The organism is Streptomyces sp. NBC_00654 (assembly GCF_026341775.1).
Classification (GTDB): Bacteria; Actinomycetota; Actinomycetes; order Streptomycetales; family Streptomycetaceae; genus Streptomyces.
Genome location: NZ_JAPEOB010000001.1, coordinates 2600745 through 2616955, shown reverse-complemented (window position 1 = coordinate 2616955; position 16211 = coordinate 2600745). Strand labels below are relative to the sequence as shown.

At 71.7% G+C, this 16211-nt stretch carries 14 protein-coding genes and 1 pseudogene; all 15 read right to left on the bottom strand.

Annotated elements, in window-relative coordinates; translation table 11 throughout:
* Positions 1 to 69: 69 nt before the first annotated feature.
* The 15 genes and pseudogenes from OHA98_RS11250 to OHA98_RS11180 all read right to left on the bottom strand — a co-directional run bounded on the left by OHA98_RS11250 (position 70) and on the right by OHA98_RS11180 (position 16084).
* Complete coding sequence (locus OHA98_RS11250; protein ID WP_266924794.1) at positions 70 to 1302, bottom strand: arginine deiminase; 1233 nt, start codon at positions 1300 to 1302, stop codon at positions 70 to 72.
* Positions 1303 to 1370: 68 nt separating this feature from the next.
* A complete protein-coding gene (locus OHA98_RS11245) occupies positions 1371 to 3914 on the bottom strand; it encodes a polynucleotide kinase-phosphatase (RefSeq protein ID WP_266924792.1) in 2544 nt (847 codons plus the stop codon).
* Positions 3911 to 5413 (bottom strand): 3' terminal RNA ribose 2'-O-methyltransferase Hen1, encoded by a 1503-nt coding sequence (locus OHA98_RS11240; protein ID WP_266924790.1) that lies wholly within the window; start codon positions 5411 to 5413, stop codon positions 3911 to 3913. Before OHA98_RS11240 ends, OHA98_RS11245 begins: the two co-directional genes overlap by 4 nt.
* Positions 5414 to 5516: 103 nt before the next feature.
* Positions 5517 to 6434, bottom strand: a complete 918-nt coding sequence (mmuM, locus tag OHA98_RS11235; RefSeq protein ID WP_266924788.1) for a homocysteine S-methyltransferase — start codon at positions 6432 to 6434, stop codon at positions 5517 to 5519.
* Positions 6435 to 6637: 203 nt separating this feature from the next.
* Positions 6638 to 7561: an LLM class F420-dependent oxidoreductase gene (locus OHA98_RS11230; protein ID WP_266924786.1), complete on the bottom strand. Its 924-nt coding sequence runs from the start codon at positions 7559 to 7561 to the stop codon at positions 6638 to 6640.
* Positions 7562 to 7706: 145 nt separating this feature from the next.
* Positions 7707 to 8222 (bottom strand): DUF6099 family protein, encoded by a 516-nt coding sequence (locus OHA98_RS11225; protein WP_266924784.1) that lies wholly within the window; start codon positions 8220 to 8222, stop codon positions 7707 to 7709.
* Positions 8223 to 8346: 124 nt separating this feature from the next.
* Positions 8347 to 8706: a nucleotide pyrophosphohydrolase gene (locus OHA98_RS11220; protein WP_266924782.1), complete on the bottom strand. Its 360-nt coding sequence runs from the start codon at positions 8704 to 8706 to the stop codon at positions 8347 to 8349.
* Positions 8703 to 9815: pseudogene (locus OHA98_RS11215) on the bottom strand (ATP-binding protein); the annotation flags it as partial. The gene OHA98_RS11220 and the pseudogene OHA98_RS11215, both read right to left, overlap by 4 nt.
* Before the next feature lie 252 nt (positions 9816 to 10067).
* The gene (locus tag OHA98_RS11210) at positions 10068 to 10478 is read right to left on the bottom strand and encodes a cell division protein SepF (RefSeq protein WP_266924780.1); all 411 of its coding nucleotides are present in this window, start codon (positions 10476 to 10478) and stop codon (positions 10068 to 10070) included.
* A 75-nt stretch (positions 10479 to 10553) separates the two neighbouring features.
* Complete coding sequence (locus OHA98_RS11205) at positions 10554 to 11807, bottom strand: cytochrome P450 (RefSeq protein ID WP_266924778.1); 1254 nt, start codon at positions 11805 to 11807, stop codon at positions 10554 to 10556.
* Complete coding sequence (locus OHA98_RS11200) at positions 11804 to 12550, bottom strand: ATP/GTP-binding protein (protein ID WP_266924776.1); 747 nt, start codon at positions 12548 to 12550, stop codon at positions 11804 to 11806. Before OHA98_RS11200 ends, OHA98_RS11205 begins: the two co-directional genes overlap by 4 nt.
* On the bottom strand, positions 12528 to 12881 hold the full coding sequence (locus tag OHA98_RS11195) for a DUF742 domain-containing protein (RefSeq protein WP_266924774.1): 354 nt from the start codon (positions 12879 to 12881) through the stop codon (positions 12528 to 12530). The genes OHA98_RS11200 and OHA98_RS11195 overlap by 23 nt, the downstream gene beginning before the upstream one ends.
* Positions 12878 to 13303 carry a roadblock/LC7 domain-containing protein gene (locus tag OHA98_RS11190; RefSeq protein ID WP_266924772.1) on the bottom strand — a complete coding sequence of 142 codons (426 nt, stop codon included), beginning with the start codon at positions 13301 to 13303 and terminating at the stop codon, positions 12878 to 12880. The genes OHA98_RS11195 and OHA98_RS11190 overlap by 4 nt, the downstream gene beginning before the upstream one ends.
* Positions 13300 to 14895 (bottom strand): ATP-binding protein, encoded by a 1596-nt coding sequence (locus OHA98_RS11185; protein WP_266924771.1) that lies wholly within the window; start codon positions 14893 to 14895, stop codon positions 13300 to 13302. The genes OHA98_RS11190 and OHA98_RS11185 overlap by 4 nt, the downstream gene beginning before the upstream one ends.
* Before the next feature lie 145 nt (positions 14896 to 15040).
* On the bottom strand, positions 15041 to 16084 hold the full coding sequence (locus tag OHA98_RS11180) for an MBL fold metallo-hydrolase (protein WP_266924769.1): 1044 nt from the start codon (positions 16082 to 16084) through the stop codon (positions 15041 to 15043).
* Positions 16085 to 16211 lie beyond the last annotated feature (127 nt).

The following is a 16211-nucleotide window of genomic DNA, read 5'->3' as shown; positions in this document are numbered from 1 at the left end:
GACTGCTCCTGGGTCGGGCGGGATCGCGTCATACAGTAACCCTGGAAGTCTATACGACCACTTGCATTGCTATACAGGATCCCGTTCCACGGGACAGCTCATGCAGCGCGGGCCGCCGCGCCCCCGCCCCAGTTCGCTGCCGCGGATCTCGATCACCTCGATGCCCTGCTTGCGCAGAAAGGTGTTGGTGGTGGCGTTGCGCTCGTACGCGACGACGACCCCCGGCTCGACCGCCAGCACATTGCAGCCGTCGTCCCACTGCTCGCGCTCGGCCGCATGAACATCCTGGGTGGCGGTGAGGACCCGGATCGAGTCGAGGCCCAGCGCGGCGGCGATGGCCCGGTGCATGTGCTCGGGCGGATGATCGGTGACCTTCAGGTCCCGGGGGCCGCCACCGGGCTCGATCGTGTACGAGCGGAGCATCCCGAGCCCCGCGTACTGGGTGAAGGTGTCCCCGTCGACCATCGTCATCACCGTGTCCAGGTGCATGAACGCCCTGCGTTTGGGCATGTCGAGCGCCACGATCGTCCGGGCGGACCCGGCGTCGAAGAGCCCCCGGGCCAGCATCTCCACGGCCTGCGGGGTGGTGCGCTCGCTCATCCCGATCAGTACGGCACCCCGGCCGAGGACCAGGACGTCGCCGCCCTCGATGGTGGAGGGGTAGTCGTCCTGCCCCTCCGACCAGTGGTGGAACGCACCCGCCTCGGGGCCGGTGAAGAGCGGGTGGTGACGGTAGATCGCCTCGAAGTGCACGGTCTCGCGCTGCCGGGCCGGCCAGCGCATCGCGTTGATGGACACACCGTCGTAGATCCAGGCCGAGGTGTCACGGGTGAAGAGGTGGTTGGGCAGCGGCCCCAGGAGGAAGTCGTCCAGGTCCATCACATGGAAACGGACGGAGGTCGGCTCCGCGTGCCGCTCCAGGAACTCCCGCTTGGTCATCCCGCCGATCAGCGCCTCGGCCAGCTCGGCGGAGGGCAGCTCCTCGAAGGCCGCCCGCAGATGCTCGGTGGCCAGCGGGCCGTACTCCTTCTCGTCGAAGACCCGGTCCAGCACGAGCCGCCGGGCCACCGCGATGTCCAGGGACTCCTGGAGCAGATCACCGAAGAGATGGACCGCCACACCGCGCTCCCGCAGGACGTCGGCGAACCCGTCGTGCTCCTGCCGGGCCCGGCGCACCCACAGCACATCGTCGAAGAGCAGTGCCTTCTTGTTGCTGGGGGTGAGCCGCTTCAGCTCCAGATCCGGACGGTGCAGTATGACGCGGCGCAGCCGCCCGGTCTCGGAGTCGACATGGAATCCCATGACTCCATCCTCACCGCGCGGAGCGCCGTTCACCCGGCGAATCGCCAACGGGTTCCCGGGCCGTGGGTCTACAGCCGGGGGTCCACCGGCTCCGACTCCAGGGCGAGAACCGCGAAGACCGCCTCATGGACCCGCCACAGCGGTTCCCCGTCGGCCAGCCGGTCCAGGGCCTCCAGGCCCAGGGCGTACTCCCGCAGCGCCAGCGAGCGCTTGTGGCCGAGGAACCGGGAGCGCAGTCGCTCCAGATTCTCCGGGCGGGTGTACTCGGGTCCGTAGATGATCCGGAGATACTCCCTGCCGCGCACCTTGATGCCGGGCTGCACGAGACGGCTCTTCCCGTCACGGACGAGCGCGCCGAGCGGCTTGACGACCATGCCCTCACCGCCGCGCCCGGTCATCTCCAGCCACCAGTCGGTGCCGGAGCGGACCGAGGCGTCGTCGCCGGTGTCGACGACGAGCCGGCGGGTGACCTGGAGCAGCCCGGTCGGGTCGTGCTCGACCAGCCGGTCGAGCCAGGCCAGCTGCTCGTCGTGCGGTACGGAGGCGAGCGAGCGGCCCTGCACGGCGAGGATCTGGAACGGCGCCAGGCGCACCCCGTCCAGTCCCTCGGTGCCCCAGCAGTAGCGGCGGTAGGACCGGGTGAACGCCTCCGCGTCCTCGGCCCGTCCGCGCTGCCGCCCGGCGAGGTCCGTCACCTCGACGCCCCGGGCGGACGCCGCGTCCAGGGCCGCGAGGGCCGGGGGCAGGACGGCACCGGACGCGGCGCCGACCGCGGCGTACTGCGAGCGCAGCAGCCCGGCGGCCTTGAGCGACCACGGCATCAGCTCGGCGTCGAGGAGCACCCAGCCGGTGTCCCACTCCTCCCACAGCCCGGCGGCGGTGACGGCGCCGCGCAGCCGGCCGAGCACCGCCTCGGTGAGCGCCTCGTCGTCGAAGAACGGCCGCCCGGTACGGGTGTGGAGCGCGCCGGTCGGGCCGTCGACGCCGAAGCGCTCCCGGGCCGCCTCGGCGTCGCGGCAGACCAGGGCCACGGCGCGCGAGCCCATGTGCTTCTCCTCGCACACGACCTTGGCGACGCCGTCCGCCCGGTACTGGGCGAAGGCCTCGGCCGGGTGCTCCAGGAAACCGTCCTCCCGGGAGGTGGCGGTCGGCGCCATGGTCGGCGGGAGGTAGCCGAGGAGCTGCGGGTCGACGGCGAACCGGCTCATGACTTCGAGCGCCGCCGCCGCGTTCTCCTCGCGCACGGCGATCCGGCCCATGTGCCGGGTCTCCACGGTCCGGCGGCCCTGCACATCGGCGATGTCCAGCGGGCGGCCCTCCCGGCCGCCCGGGGCCTCCGTGGTGAGCGGCCTGGACGGTTCGTACCAGACCTTCTCCGCCGGTACGTCGACGAGTTCGCGCTCCGGCCAGCGCAGCGCGGTCATCCTCCCGCCGAAGACCGCACCGGTGTCGAGGCAGATGGTGTTGTTGATCCAGGAGGTGCTGGGCACGGGGGTGTGACCGTAGACGACGGTGGCCCGGCCGCGGTACTCCTCCGCCCACGGATAGCGCACGGGCAGCCCGAACTCGTCGGTCTCGCCGGTGGTGTCGCCGTACAGCGCGTGCGAACGGACCCGCCCGGAGGTGCGCCCGTGGTACTTCTCGGGCAGCCCGGCATGGCAGACGACGAGCTTGCCGCCGTCCAGGACGTAGTGGCTGACGAGCCCGTCGATGAACTCCTTGACCTGTGCGCGGAACTCCGGGTGCTCGGCGTCCTCGCGGTCCAGCTGCTCGATGGTCTCGGCGAGACCGTGGGTGTGCTGGACGTTGCGGCCCTTGAGGTAACGGCCCAGCTTGTTCTCGTGGTTGCCCGGTACGCACAGGGCATGGCCGGCCGACACCATGGACATGACGCGGCGCAGCACGCCGGGGCTGTCGGGTCCCCGGTCGACGAGGTCGCCGACGAAGACGGCCGTACGCCCTTCGGGATGCGCGCCGTCGATGTAGCCGAGCTTGGCGAGCAGGGTGTCCAGCTCGGAGCGGCAGCCGTGGATGTCACCGATGATGTCGAAGGGTCCGGTGAGGTGGCGCAGGTCGTTGTAGCGGCGCTCCAGCACCACTTCGGCGTGCTCGGCCTCCTCCTCGGTGCGCAGGACGTGCACCTTGCGGAAGCCCTCGCGCTCCAGGCCGCGCAGGGAGCGGCGCAGCTCGCGGCGGTGCCGCTGGATGACGTGCCGGGGCATGTCGGCGCGGTCGGGGCGGGCGGCGTTGCGCGCGATGCAGACCTCTTCGGGCAGGTCGAGCACGATGGCGATGGGCAGGACGTCGTGCTCCCGGGCCAGCCGCACCAGCTCCCTGCGGCTCTCGGACTGGACGCTGGTGGCATCGACGACAGTCAGCCGGCCCGCCGCGAGACGCTTGCCCGCGATGTAGTGCAGCACGTCGAAGGCGTCGCGGCTGGCGCTCTGGTCGTTCTCGTCGTCGGCGACGAGGGCACGGCAGAAGTCGGAGGAAATGATCTCGGTGGGCTTGAAGTGCTTGCGGGCGAACGTGGACTTGCCCGAGCCACTGGCACCGATGAGGACGACGAGGGAGAGGTCGGTCACCGGCAGGGTGCGAGAGGTGCTGGTCATGCGGCTTCCGCCTCCTTCTTGTTCTTGATCTTGTTCTCGGCCGGCTTGTCGCCGGCGGCCGCGGTCGTGGTGAAGACGGCCAGCTGTGTGGGCGGTCCGACCTCGGGGTCCTCGGGCCCGACGGGCTCGAACGCGACGGTGTAGCCGTGCCGTCCGGCGACCTTCTCCGCCCAGGCCCGGAATTCCGCCCTGGTCCACTCGAAACGGTGGTCGCCATGGCGTACGTGCCCGGCCGGCAGGGTCTCCCAGCGGACGTTGTACTCGACGTTCGGCGTGGTCACCAGCACCGTCCGGGGGCGGGCCGAACCGAATACCGCGTACTCCAGCGCGGGCAGCCGGGGCAGGTCCAGGTGCTCGATGACCTCACTGAGCACCGCGGCGTCATAGCCCCCCAGCCGCTTGTCGGTATAGGTCAGCGAGCCCTGGCGGAGGGTGACCCGGCCGGACTGCCGCTCCCCCAGCCTGTCCAGCTTCAGCCGCCGCGAGGCGATGGTGAGAGCGCGCATGGACACATCCACGCCGACGATCTCCGTGAAGCGTGTGTCCTTGAGCAGGGCCTGCACCAACTGGCCCTGGCCGCAGCCCAGGTCGAGCACCCGGCTCGCCCCCGCGGAGCGCAGCGCCTCCAGGATCGCCGTACGGCGCTGCTCGGCGAGCGGCACCGGCTTCTCCTCGGTGTCCTCGGTCTCGTCCACGGCGTTGTCGACACGGTCCACGTCGAGGTCGTCCGACTCGGCCAGCCGTACCAGTTCGAGTGCCTGCGCGGCCTGCCGGGTCAGGCTCCAGCGGCGGGACAGATAGCGGCTGGTGATCAGCTTCCGCTCGGGATGGTCGGCCAGCCAGCCCGCACCCGCCCGCAGCAGTTTGTCGACCTCGTCGGGCGCGACCCAGTAGTGCTTGGCGTCGTCGAGCACCGGCAGCAGGACATACAGCTGGCGCAGCGCGTCCGCCAGCCGGAGTTCGCCCTCCAGCACGAGCCGTACATAGCGCGAGTCGCCCCACTGGGGGAACTCCGCGTCCAGCGGTACGGCCTCGGCCTCCACCCGGGTCCAGCCGAGCGGGCCGAAGAGCTTGTGGACCAGCTCCGCACCGCCGCGTGCGGGCAGTGCGGGCACCTCGATGCGCAGCGGCAGGGGCGCCCCGGCCCGCTCGGGCATGGCCCGGCAGGCCCCGTTGAGGGCGGACTTGAAGACCGCGGACATGGCGACGGCCAGCAGTGAGGACGCCGCGTAGGGGCGGTCGTTGACGTACTGCGCGAGCGCCGCGTCGGGCGCACCGCCCCGGCCCTTGCCCCTTCCGCGCCGCACCAGCGCCACCGGATCCACCTCCAGCAGAAGTGCGGCCGTGCAGCGCTCGGCGGACGCCTCGGGGTAGAAGACGTGCGCGATGCCGTGCGAGGTGGAGAACGACTGCGCCTTGTCGGGATGCTTGTGCAGCAGGAAGCCGAGGTCGGTCGCGGGTCGTTCCGGGGTGCCGGTCGTGCTGATTGTCAGGAACACCCGTCCGATTATGGTCCTCCGGCCCCCGCCCGACCAGGCATTTTCGCCCTGGCAGCAGGGCCGTTCACCGCCACGGAACCCGCACTCGGCACCGGCGGACATGTCATCGCCCCAGTTGGCCGGCCAGCTCCGCGATGCGCGCCGGTCCCACCCGGCAGCAGCCGCCGACCAGCCGGGCCCCCGCCCGGGTCCAGAACCGCACCCGCTCCGGGTCGAAGGTGCTCGCCCCGGTCCACCCCCGGCCCCCGGCATCCCATCGCTCCCCGCTGTTCGGATAGACGACGACCGGCTTGCCGGTCACCTCCGCCGCGAGCCCGACCGCCCGGTCCGCGTCCGCCGGGTCGCAGCAGTTGACCCCGACGGCCATCACATGGTCCTGCCCGGCGGCGAGCGCGAAGGCCTCCCGCAACGGCTGCCCCGCCCGGGTCCGGTCCCCGAGGACGCTGTACGAGAGCCACACCGGAAGCCCGTACTCGCCGGTCACCCGCAGCAGCGCCTCGGCCTCGTCCAGGTCGGGCACCGTCTCCAGGGCCAGCGCGTCGGGGCCGGCGGCTGCCAGCACGGCCACCCGGGGGCGGTGGAAGGCTTCCAGCTCCCGTACGGAGAGCCCGTACCGCCCCCGGTACTCGCTGCCGTCCGCCAGCATCGCCCCGTACGGCCCGACCGACGCGGCGATCCAGATCTCCCGTCCCGGGCTCTCCCGCCGTGCCGCGTCGGCGGCCGCCCCGGCCAGGTGCACACTGCGGGCCAGCAGCTCCTCGGCGCGGGCCCGTCCGATCCCGTACCGCTCGAAACCCTCGAACGTCGCCTGATAGCCCGCGGTGATGAGCACCTGCGCACCCGCCCGCACATACGCCAGGTGCGCGGCCTCGATCTGCTCGGGCGCGTCGGCGAGCAGCCTCGCCGACCACAGGGCGTCGGACAGATCGCACCCCTGCGCCTCCAACTGGTTGGAGAGCCCGCCGTCGAGCAGGACGGGCCCCGCGTCGAGCGCTGCCGCGAGCGTACGGACGGACCGCACAGGTACCACTCCCTCTTCTCCGGGGCCGGGTCAGGCAGTCGGGCCGGGCAGGCCGGTTGGCCGGCCGGTGGGACCAGCCTGTCGGGTCAGGCCGGTCGGGCCTGTCAGGACGGGTCGGTCGGGCCTGTCAGGTCAGGTCGGTCGGGCCTGTCAGGTCAGGTCGGTCGGGCCTGTCAGGTCAGGTCAGGTCAGGTCAGGTCAGGTCAGGTCAGCTGGGACTGGATCTGTGAAGAGATCAGTTCCAGATGGTCCAGGTCGTCCAGATCCAATACCTGGAGGTAGATGCGGGAGGACCCGATCGCGCCGAACCGGCCGATCTTGTCCACCACTTCGGCGGGCGAACCCGCCAGTCCATTGGCCTTGAGCTCGTCCACGTCACGCCCGATGGCGGACGCGCGTCGCGCCACTTCCGCGTCGTCCTTGCCCGCACACACCACCAGCGCGTTGGAGTACACCAGGTCCTCCGGCCGACGGCCCGCCGTTCTCGCCGCTTCCCTGACCCGCCCGAACTGCTTCTCGCTGTCCTCGATCGAGGCGAACGGGATGTTGAACTCGTCCGCGTACTGCGCGGCCAGTCGCGGGGTACGGGTCGCGCCGTGCCCCCCGATCAGGACCGGCACCTTGGCCTGGGCCGGTTTGGGCAGCGCGGGCGAGTCCGTGAGCTGGTAGTACGTGCCGTCGTAGCTGAACGTCTTGCCGGTCTCCGTCGCCCACAGGCCGGTGACGATCGCCAGCTGCTCCTCCAGCCGGCCGAACTTCTCCTTCGGGAACGGGATGCCGTACGCCTTGTGCTCCTCCTCGAACCAGCCTGCCCCCAGGCCCAGTTCGACCCGGCCGCCGGACATCTGGTCCACCTGGGCGACCTGGATGGCCAGCACCCCGGGCAGTCGGAAGGTGCCCGCCGTCATCAGGGTGCCGAGGCGGATCCGCTTGGTCTCGCGCGCCAGTCCCGCCAAGGTGATCCACGCGTCGGTCGGGCCGGGCAGTCCGTCTCCGGAGCCCATGCGGAGATAGTGGTCCGAGCGGTAGAAGGCATCGAAGCCGAGGTCCTCGGCGGCCTTGGCGACGGTGAGCAGAGTGTCGTAGCTCGCCCCTTGCTGGGGCTCGGTGAAGATTCGAAGATCCATACATCCATCCTGCCCCTTCGGGCGCCGGTCCTCCTCCCGTCACCCGGCCCCGCACGGTGCACCCAGCGCCCGGTCACCGCCCCGGGCCCGTCACCGCTCCAGCACCGCCCGGCGGCTCATGGGCTCACCGGTCCCGCCCCTCCTCTCACGGGCCCGCCGCCGATCCCGCCGGGCCGTGGAGCACTCCGTAGGGGCCATCACGCTCCCGCCCCCTCTCACGCTCCCTCTCCGCCAGCCGTCTCAGCATGCCGTGCACCCGGTCCATCGACTCGTCCGTGGCGTCTATGGCCTCGATGCACTGCCAGTAGAGCCCGTCCTCCCCGGTGTCGCAGGCAACACCCACCAGCGCGATCCCCGACTCGCCCAGCAGCAGGGCCAGACCTGCCAGCGTCCTTCGCACATCGGTGACTTCGGAGAGCTGTGAGGCCCGTGTCCCTCCGGCGAGCACCATCGGGTGGTCGAGCACCGAGACCCCGCTCCCGCCGATCTCGCTGAGGCCCCGCGCCTCGCTCCGTAACTCCAGCGGGCCGCCCTGGGCCAGCTTGCCGCCGACCGTCCGCGCCAAGGCCTGGGCCTGCCAGGCCTCCGCCATGATGCTCAGCGCGCCCCGGCTCTCCGCCAGAGCACGACGACCGATCTCGATGAGTCGCTCCGCTTCCATGCCACTCCCCCGTCCGTACGAAAACCCGCTCACCTCATCCATTACCCACAGTGAGGTGGACGGCACCGAAAGGCCAGAGGAATTCGGAAATCTGTGGACACAAAGTCGACTGTGAATAAGTGGATCACTCCGAAGAGTGACAATTTGTGGGTTCCGAAGAGTCAGGAACCGGGAAGCGCTTCTCATTCCGGTCCATCTTGGCCGCCAGCGCCGCCAGCGCATCGATGCCCAACACCTCGCAGAACTGAAGCAGATACGCGAGAACATCGGCGACCTCGTCCGCCACCCGATGCGCCGATCCCGGCTCCTCCATCACCCGCGCCGACTGCTCGGGTGTCAGCCACTGGAAGATCTCCAGCAGTTCGGACGCCTCCACACTCAGGGCGGCGGCGAGATTCTTCGGGGAGTGGTACCGCTCCCAGTCCCGGGCCGCCGCGAACGCCGCCAGCCGCCGCTGAAGTTCTGCCACATCGAGTTCTGTCACGGTCCCAGGTCTACCACTGACACTCCCGCTGTCCCGCAGGCGCCTGCCGCGGACAGGTCCGTGACCGTCCCCACCAGCCGGATGTGTCCGTCCCCGCAGACCGACGAGGCCAGCGCCAGCAGCTCCCGCAGCTGTCTCCCGTCCAGATTCCGGTCCAGCCCGTCGGCCAGCACCGTGAGCGCCCGCATCGCGGGCGGTACCTCCGCCGGAGCGTCCACCGCGAGCACCTGCGGGCCGGTCAGCAGGACGAGCGCGTGGGCCAGATACCTCAGTTCACCGTCACCGAGCCGGCCCAGGGGCGTCCGGTGGCCCGCCTCGCGGCCCACCCAGGCCCGTACCTCCCCGCTCCCGAGCCGTTCCGCGCCCAGCCCCGTCACCGGTCCGGCGCACCCGGCGCCGGCGGCGGTGACCACTCGGGCATGCCGCTGACCGCACCGGGTGTGCGTTCGCGCCAGCACCTCGGCGAGATTGGCGCAGTCGGACCGCAGGCGCCCCGGACCGGCCGGTACCGGCGCCCGCATCAGCTGCGGCTGCGGATCGCAGACGAAGGCCGACCGCAGCGCCACCACCACCTGCTCGGCGGCGGCCAGCACCTGTAACTGCCCCGGGGTGGTGCCCGCGACCCGCAGCGGCAGCAGCGCCGTCGCCAGCCGGTCGTCCGGCAGCGGGGCCCGGGTCACCGGAACCAGCCCCGCCGTGTGCCAGGCGGCCTGGACCGTCGGGCGCCGCGGATCGCGCAGCGCGGTGGCCAGCAGGGTCTCGCCTCCTCCGGTCAGCCGTTCCCCGACGATGCGGAGGGTCGGCTCCGCCTGCACCGCCACCTCCAGCCGGACCGGGCCGGCCGGGCCGTCCACCGTGCAGCCGAGCCGGAACCCGCGCCTGCCCTGGGCGTCGGTGCCCGCCCGTTCGGGCACACAGGCGACCGGGTCCGGAAAGACCTCGTCGAGCGGAGCACCGGCCCCGAGCCGCGCCAGCGCCCCGTACGCCCGCAGCGCGGTCGTCTTGCCGGTGCCCGCCCCGCCGGTGACGAGCGTCATCGGCCCCATGGGAAGGACCGCGCGGCGGAGCGAGGCGAAGGCGGCGAGCCGTAACTCGGTGACCGCCGGGCGGACATGACGGACGGGACCGGCGGAACCAACAGGACCGACAGGACCAGCAGGACCGACAGGACCGACAGGACCAGCAGAACAGGCATGACGGGAACGACCGGTGGGGCGAGTGTGGCCCGTGGGACCAGAGGGACGAGCGGTGCCTCCGGGGGCCGGGAGTGAAGCGTCCAGGTCGGGCGGCGAGGGAGTGGCTGTCATGTGCGGACCGTATGCACGACCGCGGCAGCCGAACCGTTTTACCCGGAGACCTTCCTACGATTGAGGGAGTCCCGCGGGCGTGACTCCTTCGACTTCCATGCCGACCGGCGCCAGCAGGAAGACGTTCTTGTCGACGCGGTGCATGCCGCTGCCCAGTCCGAAGACGACGCCGCTGCTGAAGTCCAGAATGCGTTTGGCCACATCCGTCTCCGCCGCCGTCAGGTCGAGCAGCACCGGAACCTGCGCGACCAGATACTCGGCGACTTCACGTGCGTCCGCGAAGACCTGCACCCGCAGCACCACGAGCCGCCGCTGTTCGGCGCGCTCGTCCGGGACCGCGCGGTGGTCGACCCGGGACGGCCACTCGTTGCGGCCCCGCAGCGGTACGACCTGGGCGAGACCCTCCCACTGTTCGTCGGTGGCGTCGTACCTGTCGTACCTGTCGTACCTGTCGTACCTGCTCACAGGGCCACCCCGTCCGTGCGCCTGTTGGGTTTGCGCCGGCTGCGCTCAATGTTCATCGGGCAATCCTCTCGCCCCTCACCCGTTCGGCGTACCACCGACACGGCCAAGACCCGGATCGAGCGGAGTGAAACGGACCGGCAGATGCACGAGCGCGCGGTGGAAGGGACCGGGCCGCCACATCAGCCGCGACGGCTCCGTGGCGAGTTCGAGGTCGCAGAGCTGACTGGTCAGCTGCTCGATCGCGGTCATCGTGATCAGCAGTGCCGGCTGCTTCGCCGGGCACCGGTGCGGCCCGGTCGACCAGGCCAGATGCGCACTGGACCCGGAACCCGCCCCGGGGTCCGAAAGCGCGGGCGGGGACTGGGTGTTGGCGGCGGCGAACGACACCAGGACCAGCTGTCCGGCGCGCAGCGCGACGCCGTGGAACTCCGTATCGCGACGAGGGTAGTGGGCACCCAGATTGGCCAGTGGAGGGTCTTGCCAGAGGACTTCGTCGATCGCCTCGTGGGCGGTCGTCGCACCGCCGTGCAGCGAACCGGAATAGCGCGCGTCGGTGAGCATGTGGAGCAGCGCGTTGGAGATCAGATTGGTCGTGGGATCGTGCCCCGCGCTCATCATGAGTGTGATCTGACGCACTGTCTCGTCGTTGTCGAGCCCGGCCGGATGTGCGAGCAGGTACGAGGTGAGGTCACGGCCGGGTCGGGCGCGACGGGCGGCCACCAGCTCGGTGACGACACCGACGAGATCCGCGTACGCGGCTGCGGCGTCCGCGGCGGAGTTCATCATGCCGCCGACGCCGTTCACGATGCGTTCGCCGTCCTCGGGCGGCACGCCGAACCAGGTGGTGAAGACGTGCAGCGGGAGCCGGCGCGCGTACTGGGCGACGAGGTCGCCGCTGCCCGTCGCCGAGAACTCGCCGATGAGCTGCTGCGCGACCCGGGTGACCTCGGCCCGGAGCATGTGCGGTTCGATCAGGGCGATGCTGTCGTTGATGGTGTCGCGGTAGCGGGTGTGCACAGCGCCGTCGCTGAAGAGGGCGGTGGGCCGGTGGCCGAGCACGGGGAGGACGGGCGAGTCCGCCGGTACGGTCGCCTGCCAGGCGCGCGGATCCTTGGTGAAGGTGTCGGTGTCGCGCACGAGGTCGACGGCCGCCTGGTAGTCCGTGACGAGCATCGCGTCGATACCGGGGGCGATCCTGACGCGGGCGAGCGGCCCCTGTGCGCGCAGGCTGCGGTAGTGCCCGTGCGGATCGGCGGCGAAGTCGGGACCGTACAGCGCGAGCGGCCGGTGCGGCGAGTCGTGCTCGGTGTCCGGCGGGGAGAGCGTCATGACGAATCCCGGGAAAGGGGTAGGGGACGGGACTGGAGTGGGGACTGTGACTGGAGTTGCGGCTGGGGCCCCGACCGGGCAGCGGGCTCCCGCTGCGGCGGGGAATCCTGTCGCGGCAGGGAATCCTGTCGCGGCAGGGAATCCTGTTGCGGCAGGCAGGTCAGCGCGTGCTCGGCCAGGGCGATGAGCGCGTCGATGGAGCCCCGGCGTTCGCGGGCGTCGCACTGCACCAGAGGGGTCTCCGGGGCCAGGTCGAGGTGTTTGCGCAGGACCTCGTCGGTGTGGGCGGGGGCGTCCGGGAAGCGGTTGACGGCGACGGCGTACGCCAGCCCCTGTTCCTCCACCATGTCCATCACGGCGAACGAGTCCTCCAGCCGACGGGTGTCGACCATGACGAGGGCACCGAGGGCACCGCGGGCGATGTCCGCCCACAGCGGGAAGAAGCGTTCCTGCCCCGGGGTGCCGAACATGTAGAGCACCAGGTCACCGGGGACGGTCAGCCTGCCGAAGTCGACGGCGACCGTCGTCGTGGTCTTGTCGGGGAGACCCGCGGTGTCGTCGAGCCCGGTGCTGGACTGTGTCATCACCTCCTCGGTGTGCAGCGTCGGGATCTCCGACAGGGTGCGGATCAGGGTCGTCTTGCCCACGCCGAAGGGACCCGTGACGACGAGCTTCATCAGGGTCTGGTCGGCACTCGGCAGATAGCCGATGCCGGTCCGGTCAGTGGAGGGAGCGGAGTCCAACGAGCAGCCTCTCGACGAGCGACCGGTCGATCTCCCCGGCGCTGGGGATCGGCGGTCGGGTGTGCAGATGTCCGGCGGCCGCGAGGTCCGCGGCCAGGAAGACCGTGGCGCTGACCGGGAGTTCCAGGTGGGCGGCGCACTCGACGACGGTGAGTGCCCCCGGTTCCAGCAGTTCGCACAGCCTGCGGTGTTCGGTTCCGGTGTCCTGGGGCAGCGTCGAGTCCGTACGCACGAGCACGGCGAGCCGGTCGAGCGCGGGGCCGGTGGGTGCGGAGCGGCCACCGGTGACCAGATAGGCGGGGATCAGACGGCGTCCTGGGCCGGGGGTCATGGCCGGGCGGCAGCGTCCGGTTGGCGGGCGGGGGCGTTCATCGCCCGGGTCAGCGCGGTGACCTGCACCTGCATCTGGTAGGCGATGTTCCCCAGGTGCGCGTCGGGGGCGGCGAAGAGCGCGAGGGTGGTGTTCCTGCCTGCGGGGACGACGATGGCGAAGCCCAGCTCGGACTCCACGACCGTCTGCGCCAGCCGGGGCGTCTCCGCCTCGGTGAAGGCCGTGGTGAAGGCGCGCGCCGCGGCGTGCAGGGTGGCTGTCATGGCAGCCACCCGCTCGGCGGACGCCCGGTCGAGCCCCGGGGAGGCGCCTTCGACGAGCCCGTCACCGGTGGCGACCACCGCATGCTGGACACCGGGCAGTTCCAGCAACGGGGTCAGCACCCAGGCGAGGTCACCGGTGGTGGGGTTGGGGGCGCTCACGTCTCGTCGTCTCCTTGATCGTCCAATGGCGATGCGGATGCTGTTGGGGCGGGCGATAGGGGTACCGGTGGCCCGGACTCGGCGGGTCCGGCGGCTGCGGCGGAGTCGGCAGGTCCGGCGGCTGCGGCGGAGTCGGCAGGTCCGGCGGGCTGGGCGCTGGTGGCGGCCGCTTCGGCGTTGCGGCCGCTGACCGTGCCCTGTTGGAGCGCCGTCCAGGATGCCCCGGCCTGCTCCGGTGTGCGGGGCGCGGGCTCCTCGGCCGCCGGGCCGCTCGCGCCCGGGGGCTCCTGGACCGCCGGGCGACGGGTGCGCCGTCGGCGGGTGGGAAGTTCGGTACGCGGTCCGGCGTCGGCCGACGGCGCGGCGTCGGCGGCCGGTTGTCCGGGAACGGCCGCCGACGGCACCCCCGGTGCCCCCGGTGCCCCCGGTGCCCCCGGCACCCCCGGTGTCTCCACCGCCTCCACCGCCTCCGCTGCTTCCGTCGTCCCCGTTGCCGGTGCCGGCTGCCCTTCCGGTGCCGGCTGCGGGCGGGCGCCCACCGGCTTCGGGGCGAGCACCGACAGGGTGCGGTCGTCCTCCATCACGGTGAGCAGATGGGCCGGTACGCGGAGCATGGTGCGCATTCCCCCGTACGGCGAGGGCTCGATGTGACAGCTGAAGCCGTACCGCGCCACGAGCCGGCCGACCACGGCGAACCCGGTCTGCGGCGGGTCCCCCAGCTCGGTGAGCAGCACCTCGGACGGCCCGGCCAGCAGCGCGCGGGCCCGCTCCAGCGCGTCGTCGTCCATGCCGATGCCCGCGTCGTCGACCAGCACCAGGGCCCCGCGCCCCGGGGTCTGCTGAACGGTGACCGGCACCTCGGTGTCCGGGTGCGAGTACGCCGTCGCGTTGGCCAGCAGCTCCGCCAGGACGATGGCGAGGGGTTCGGCGGCGCGGGCCACGAGGGCGAGCCGCTCCTCGCGCAGATGGTTGGCGACCCGGATGCGCTGGTAGCCCGCGACCCGGGACTGGGCGCCGAGCACTATCTCGACGAGGGGTGAGTTCTGCCGCGCGAGTCCGGGCCAGGCGTCACAGAGCACGGCGGTGGCCTGGGTGCGGCGCAGGGCCAGTTCGTTGCGGAAGTCGAGCTGCAGGATGCGCGGGTCGTCGTACTCGTGCTGGAGCTCGTGGAGCAGTTGCTGGGACTGATTGAGCAGGGACTGGATCTTGGCCGAGGTGCCGCGCATGGCCGCTCTCGCCGCCGCGTCGACACGTTGCCGCTCCTCGATGACCGCCGCTCGGGCCGCCTGTACGGCCTCGGTCAGCAGGCGGGCGGCATCACCGTCGATGTCGGCGGCCTCGCGCAGCCCGGGGACGGACGCGGTGGGGTGCGACAGCGCGGTCGCGGCGGCGGGTATGCGCCGGTCGGCGAGCTGGCGTATCTCGTCGGTGAGGGCGAGGGTGCGGGCCTCGGCGGCCTTCGCCTGCCGCTCCGCGAGCTCGGCGCGGGCCGTGGCCGCGTAGACGTCACGGGACGACTGCTGAGCCCGTACCACCGCCGTCGCGGCCCAGGCGGCGGCGAGGAGCGCCACGATCCATCCCACTGCGGTCACCGCGTCCTTCGTGTCGAGCGGATCCCGCGCACCGGGCGGCGGCGGGTGGCGGTGTGCGTGTGGGCCGTAGCCACTGGGGCCGTCCGCACGGAAGCCGTACTCATCGGGGCCGAACCCATCGGGGCCGTGCTCACCGGGGCCGTACTCACCGCGGTCCGCCGGCCGGCTCGCGCACAGCCTCCGCTGTGCCGGTACGGCCGGGCCCGCCGCCCGTACGCGTCTGCTCGACCTCCTGCGCCAGCACGGCCACCTCCGTCATCACCTGCAGCACACCCGGCAGTTCGGAGCCGTCCAGGTGCCGGTACTCGGTCCCGATGGTGACGGACAGCCGTTCGGGCAGCCCGAGTTCGGGATGGCGGTCCTCGGCGATCACCCGCCGGGCCGCCTCCGGGGCGGGCACGCCCGCCGTGTGGAAGGCGTGGGCGCGCTCGCGTATGTACTCCAGATAGCCGATGTGGTCCCGTACACCTGCCGGGTCGAGCACCGGGCCGTGGCCCGGGACGATGATCTCGGCGCCGGTCGCGAGCACCCGCTCGCAGGCCGCGATCACATTGCTCAGCGGACCCGCCCAGTGCACCGGGTGGTCGCCCGGCTGCCGCGGGGTGGTGGAGAAGATCACATCACCGCTGAACACGGCGCGCTGCGCGGGCAGATGAACGATCAGGTCGCCCGTGGTGTGGGCGGACGGCAGCGCCGCCAGCCGGACCGGGTAGTCCCCCAGGGTCAGTTCCAGTTCCCCGGTGAAGTACGTGGTGGGGCGCACCGGTTCGGTGGCCGACCAGTCGAACGGCCCGAAGTGCCGGGCGAGGTACGCGCCGAGCGGGGTGGCCGGATCGCCTCCCGTCACCAGGGCGTGCTGCTGCTGCGGAGTGGGCTCGTAGTGGATGTGTTCCCTGGCCTCGCGCGTGGCGATGATCTCGGCGTCCGGGAGGACACCCGCGCCCCAGAAGTGGTCCCCGTTGGCGTGGGTGACGATCACCCGGTCGACGGTGACGCCGTCGGGCAGCCGTTCGGTGCTCTCCGCCAGGAACTGTCCGGCCAGCGCGCGGTCGTACGGGGTGTCGATCCACAGCGCGCCGCGCGGCGACACGAGCAGACCGCAGTTGGCCAGTCCCCAGCCGCGTTTCGGCGGCAGCCAGGCGTACAGACCCCGGCCCAGATCAACGACGTCCCCACCCGTGATCGGCATGGACGCGATTATGCCGACCACGATCCGGCCACGCGTTCGAACTCGGCCAACAAGAAGACCTAGTGGCGTGAATTCGCCGTTCTTCCGCCCCTATTCCCCCCTCGGCAGGCCGTCACTGACGGCCGAT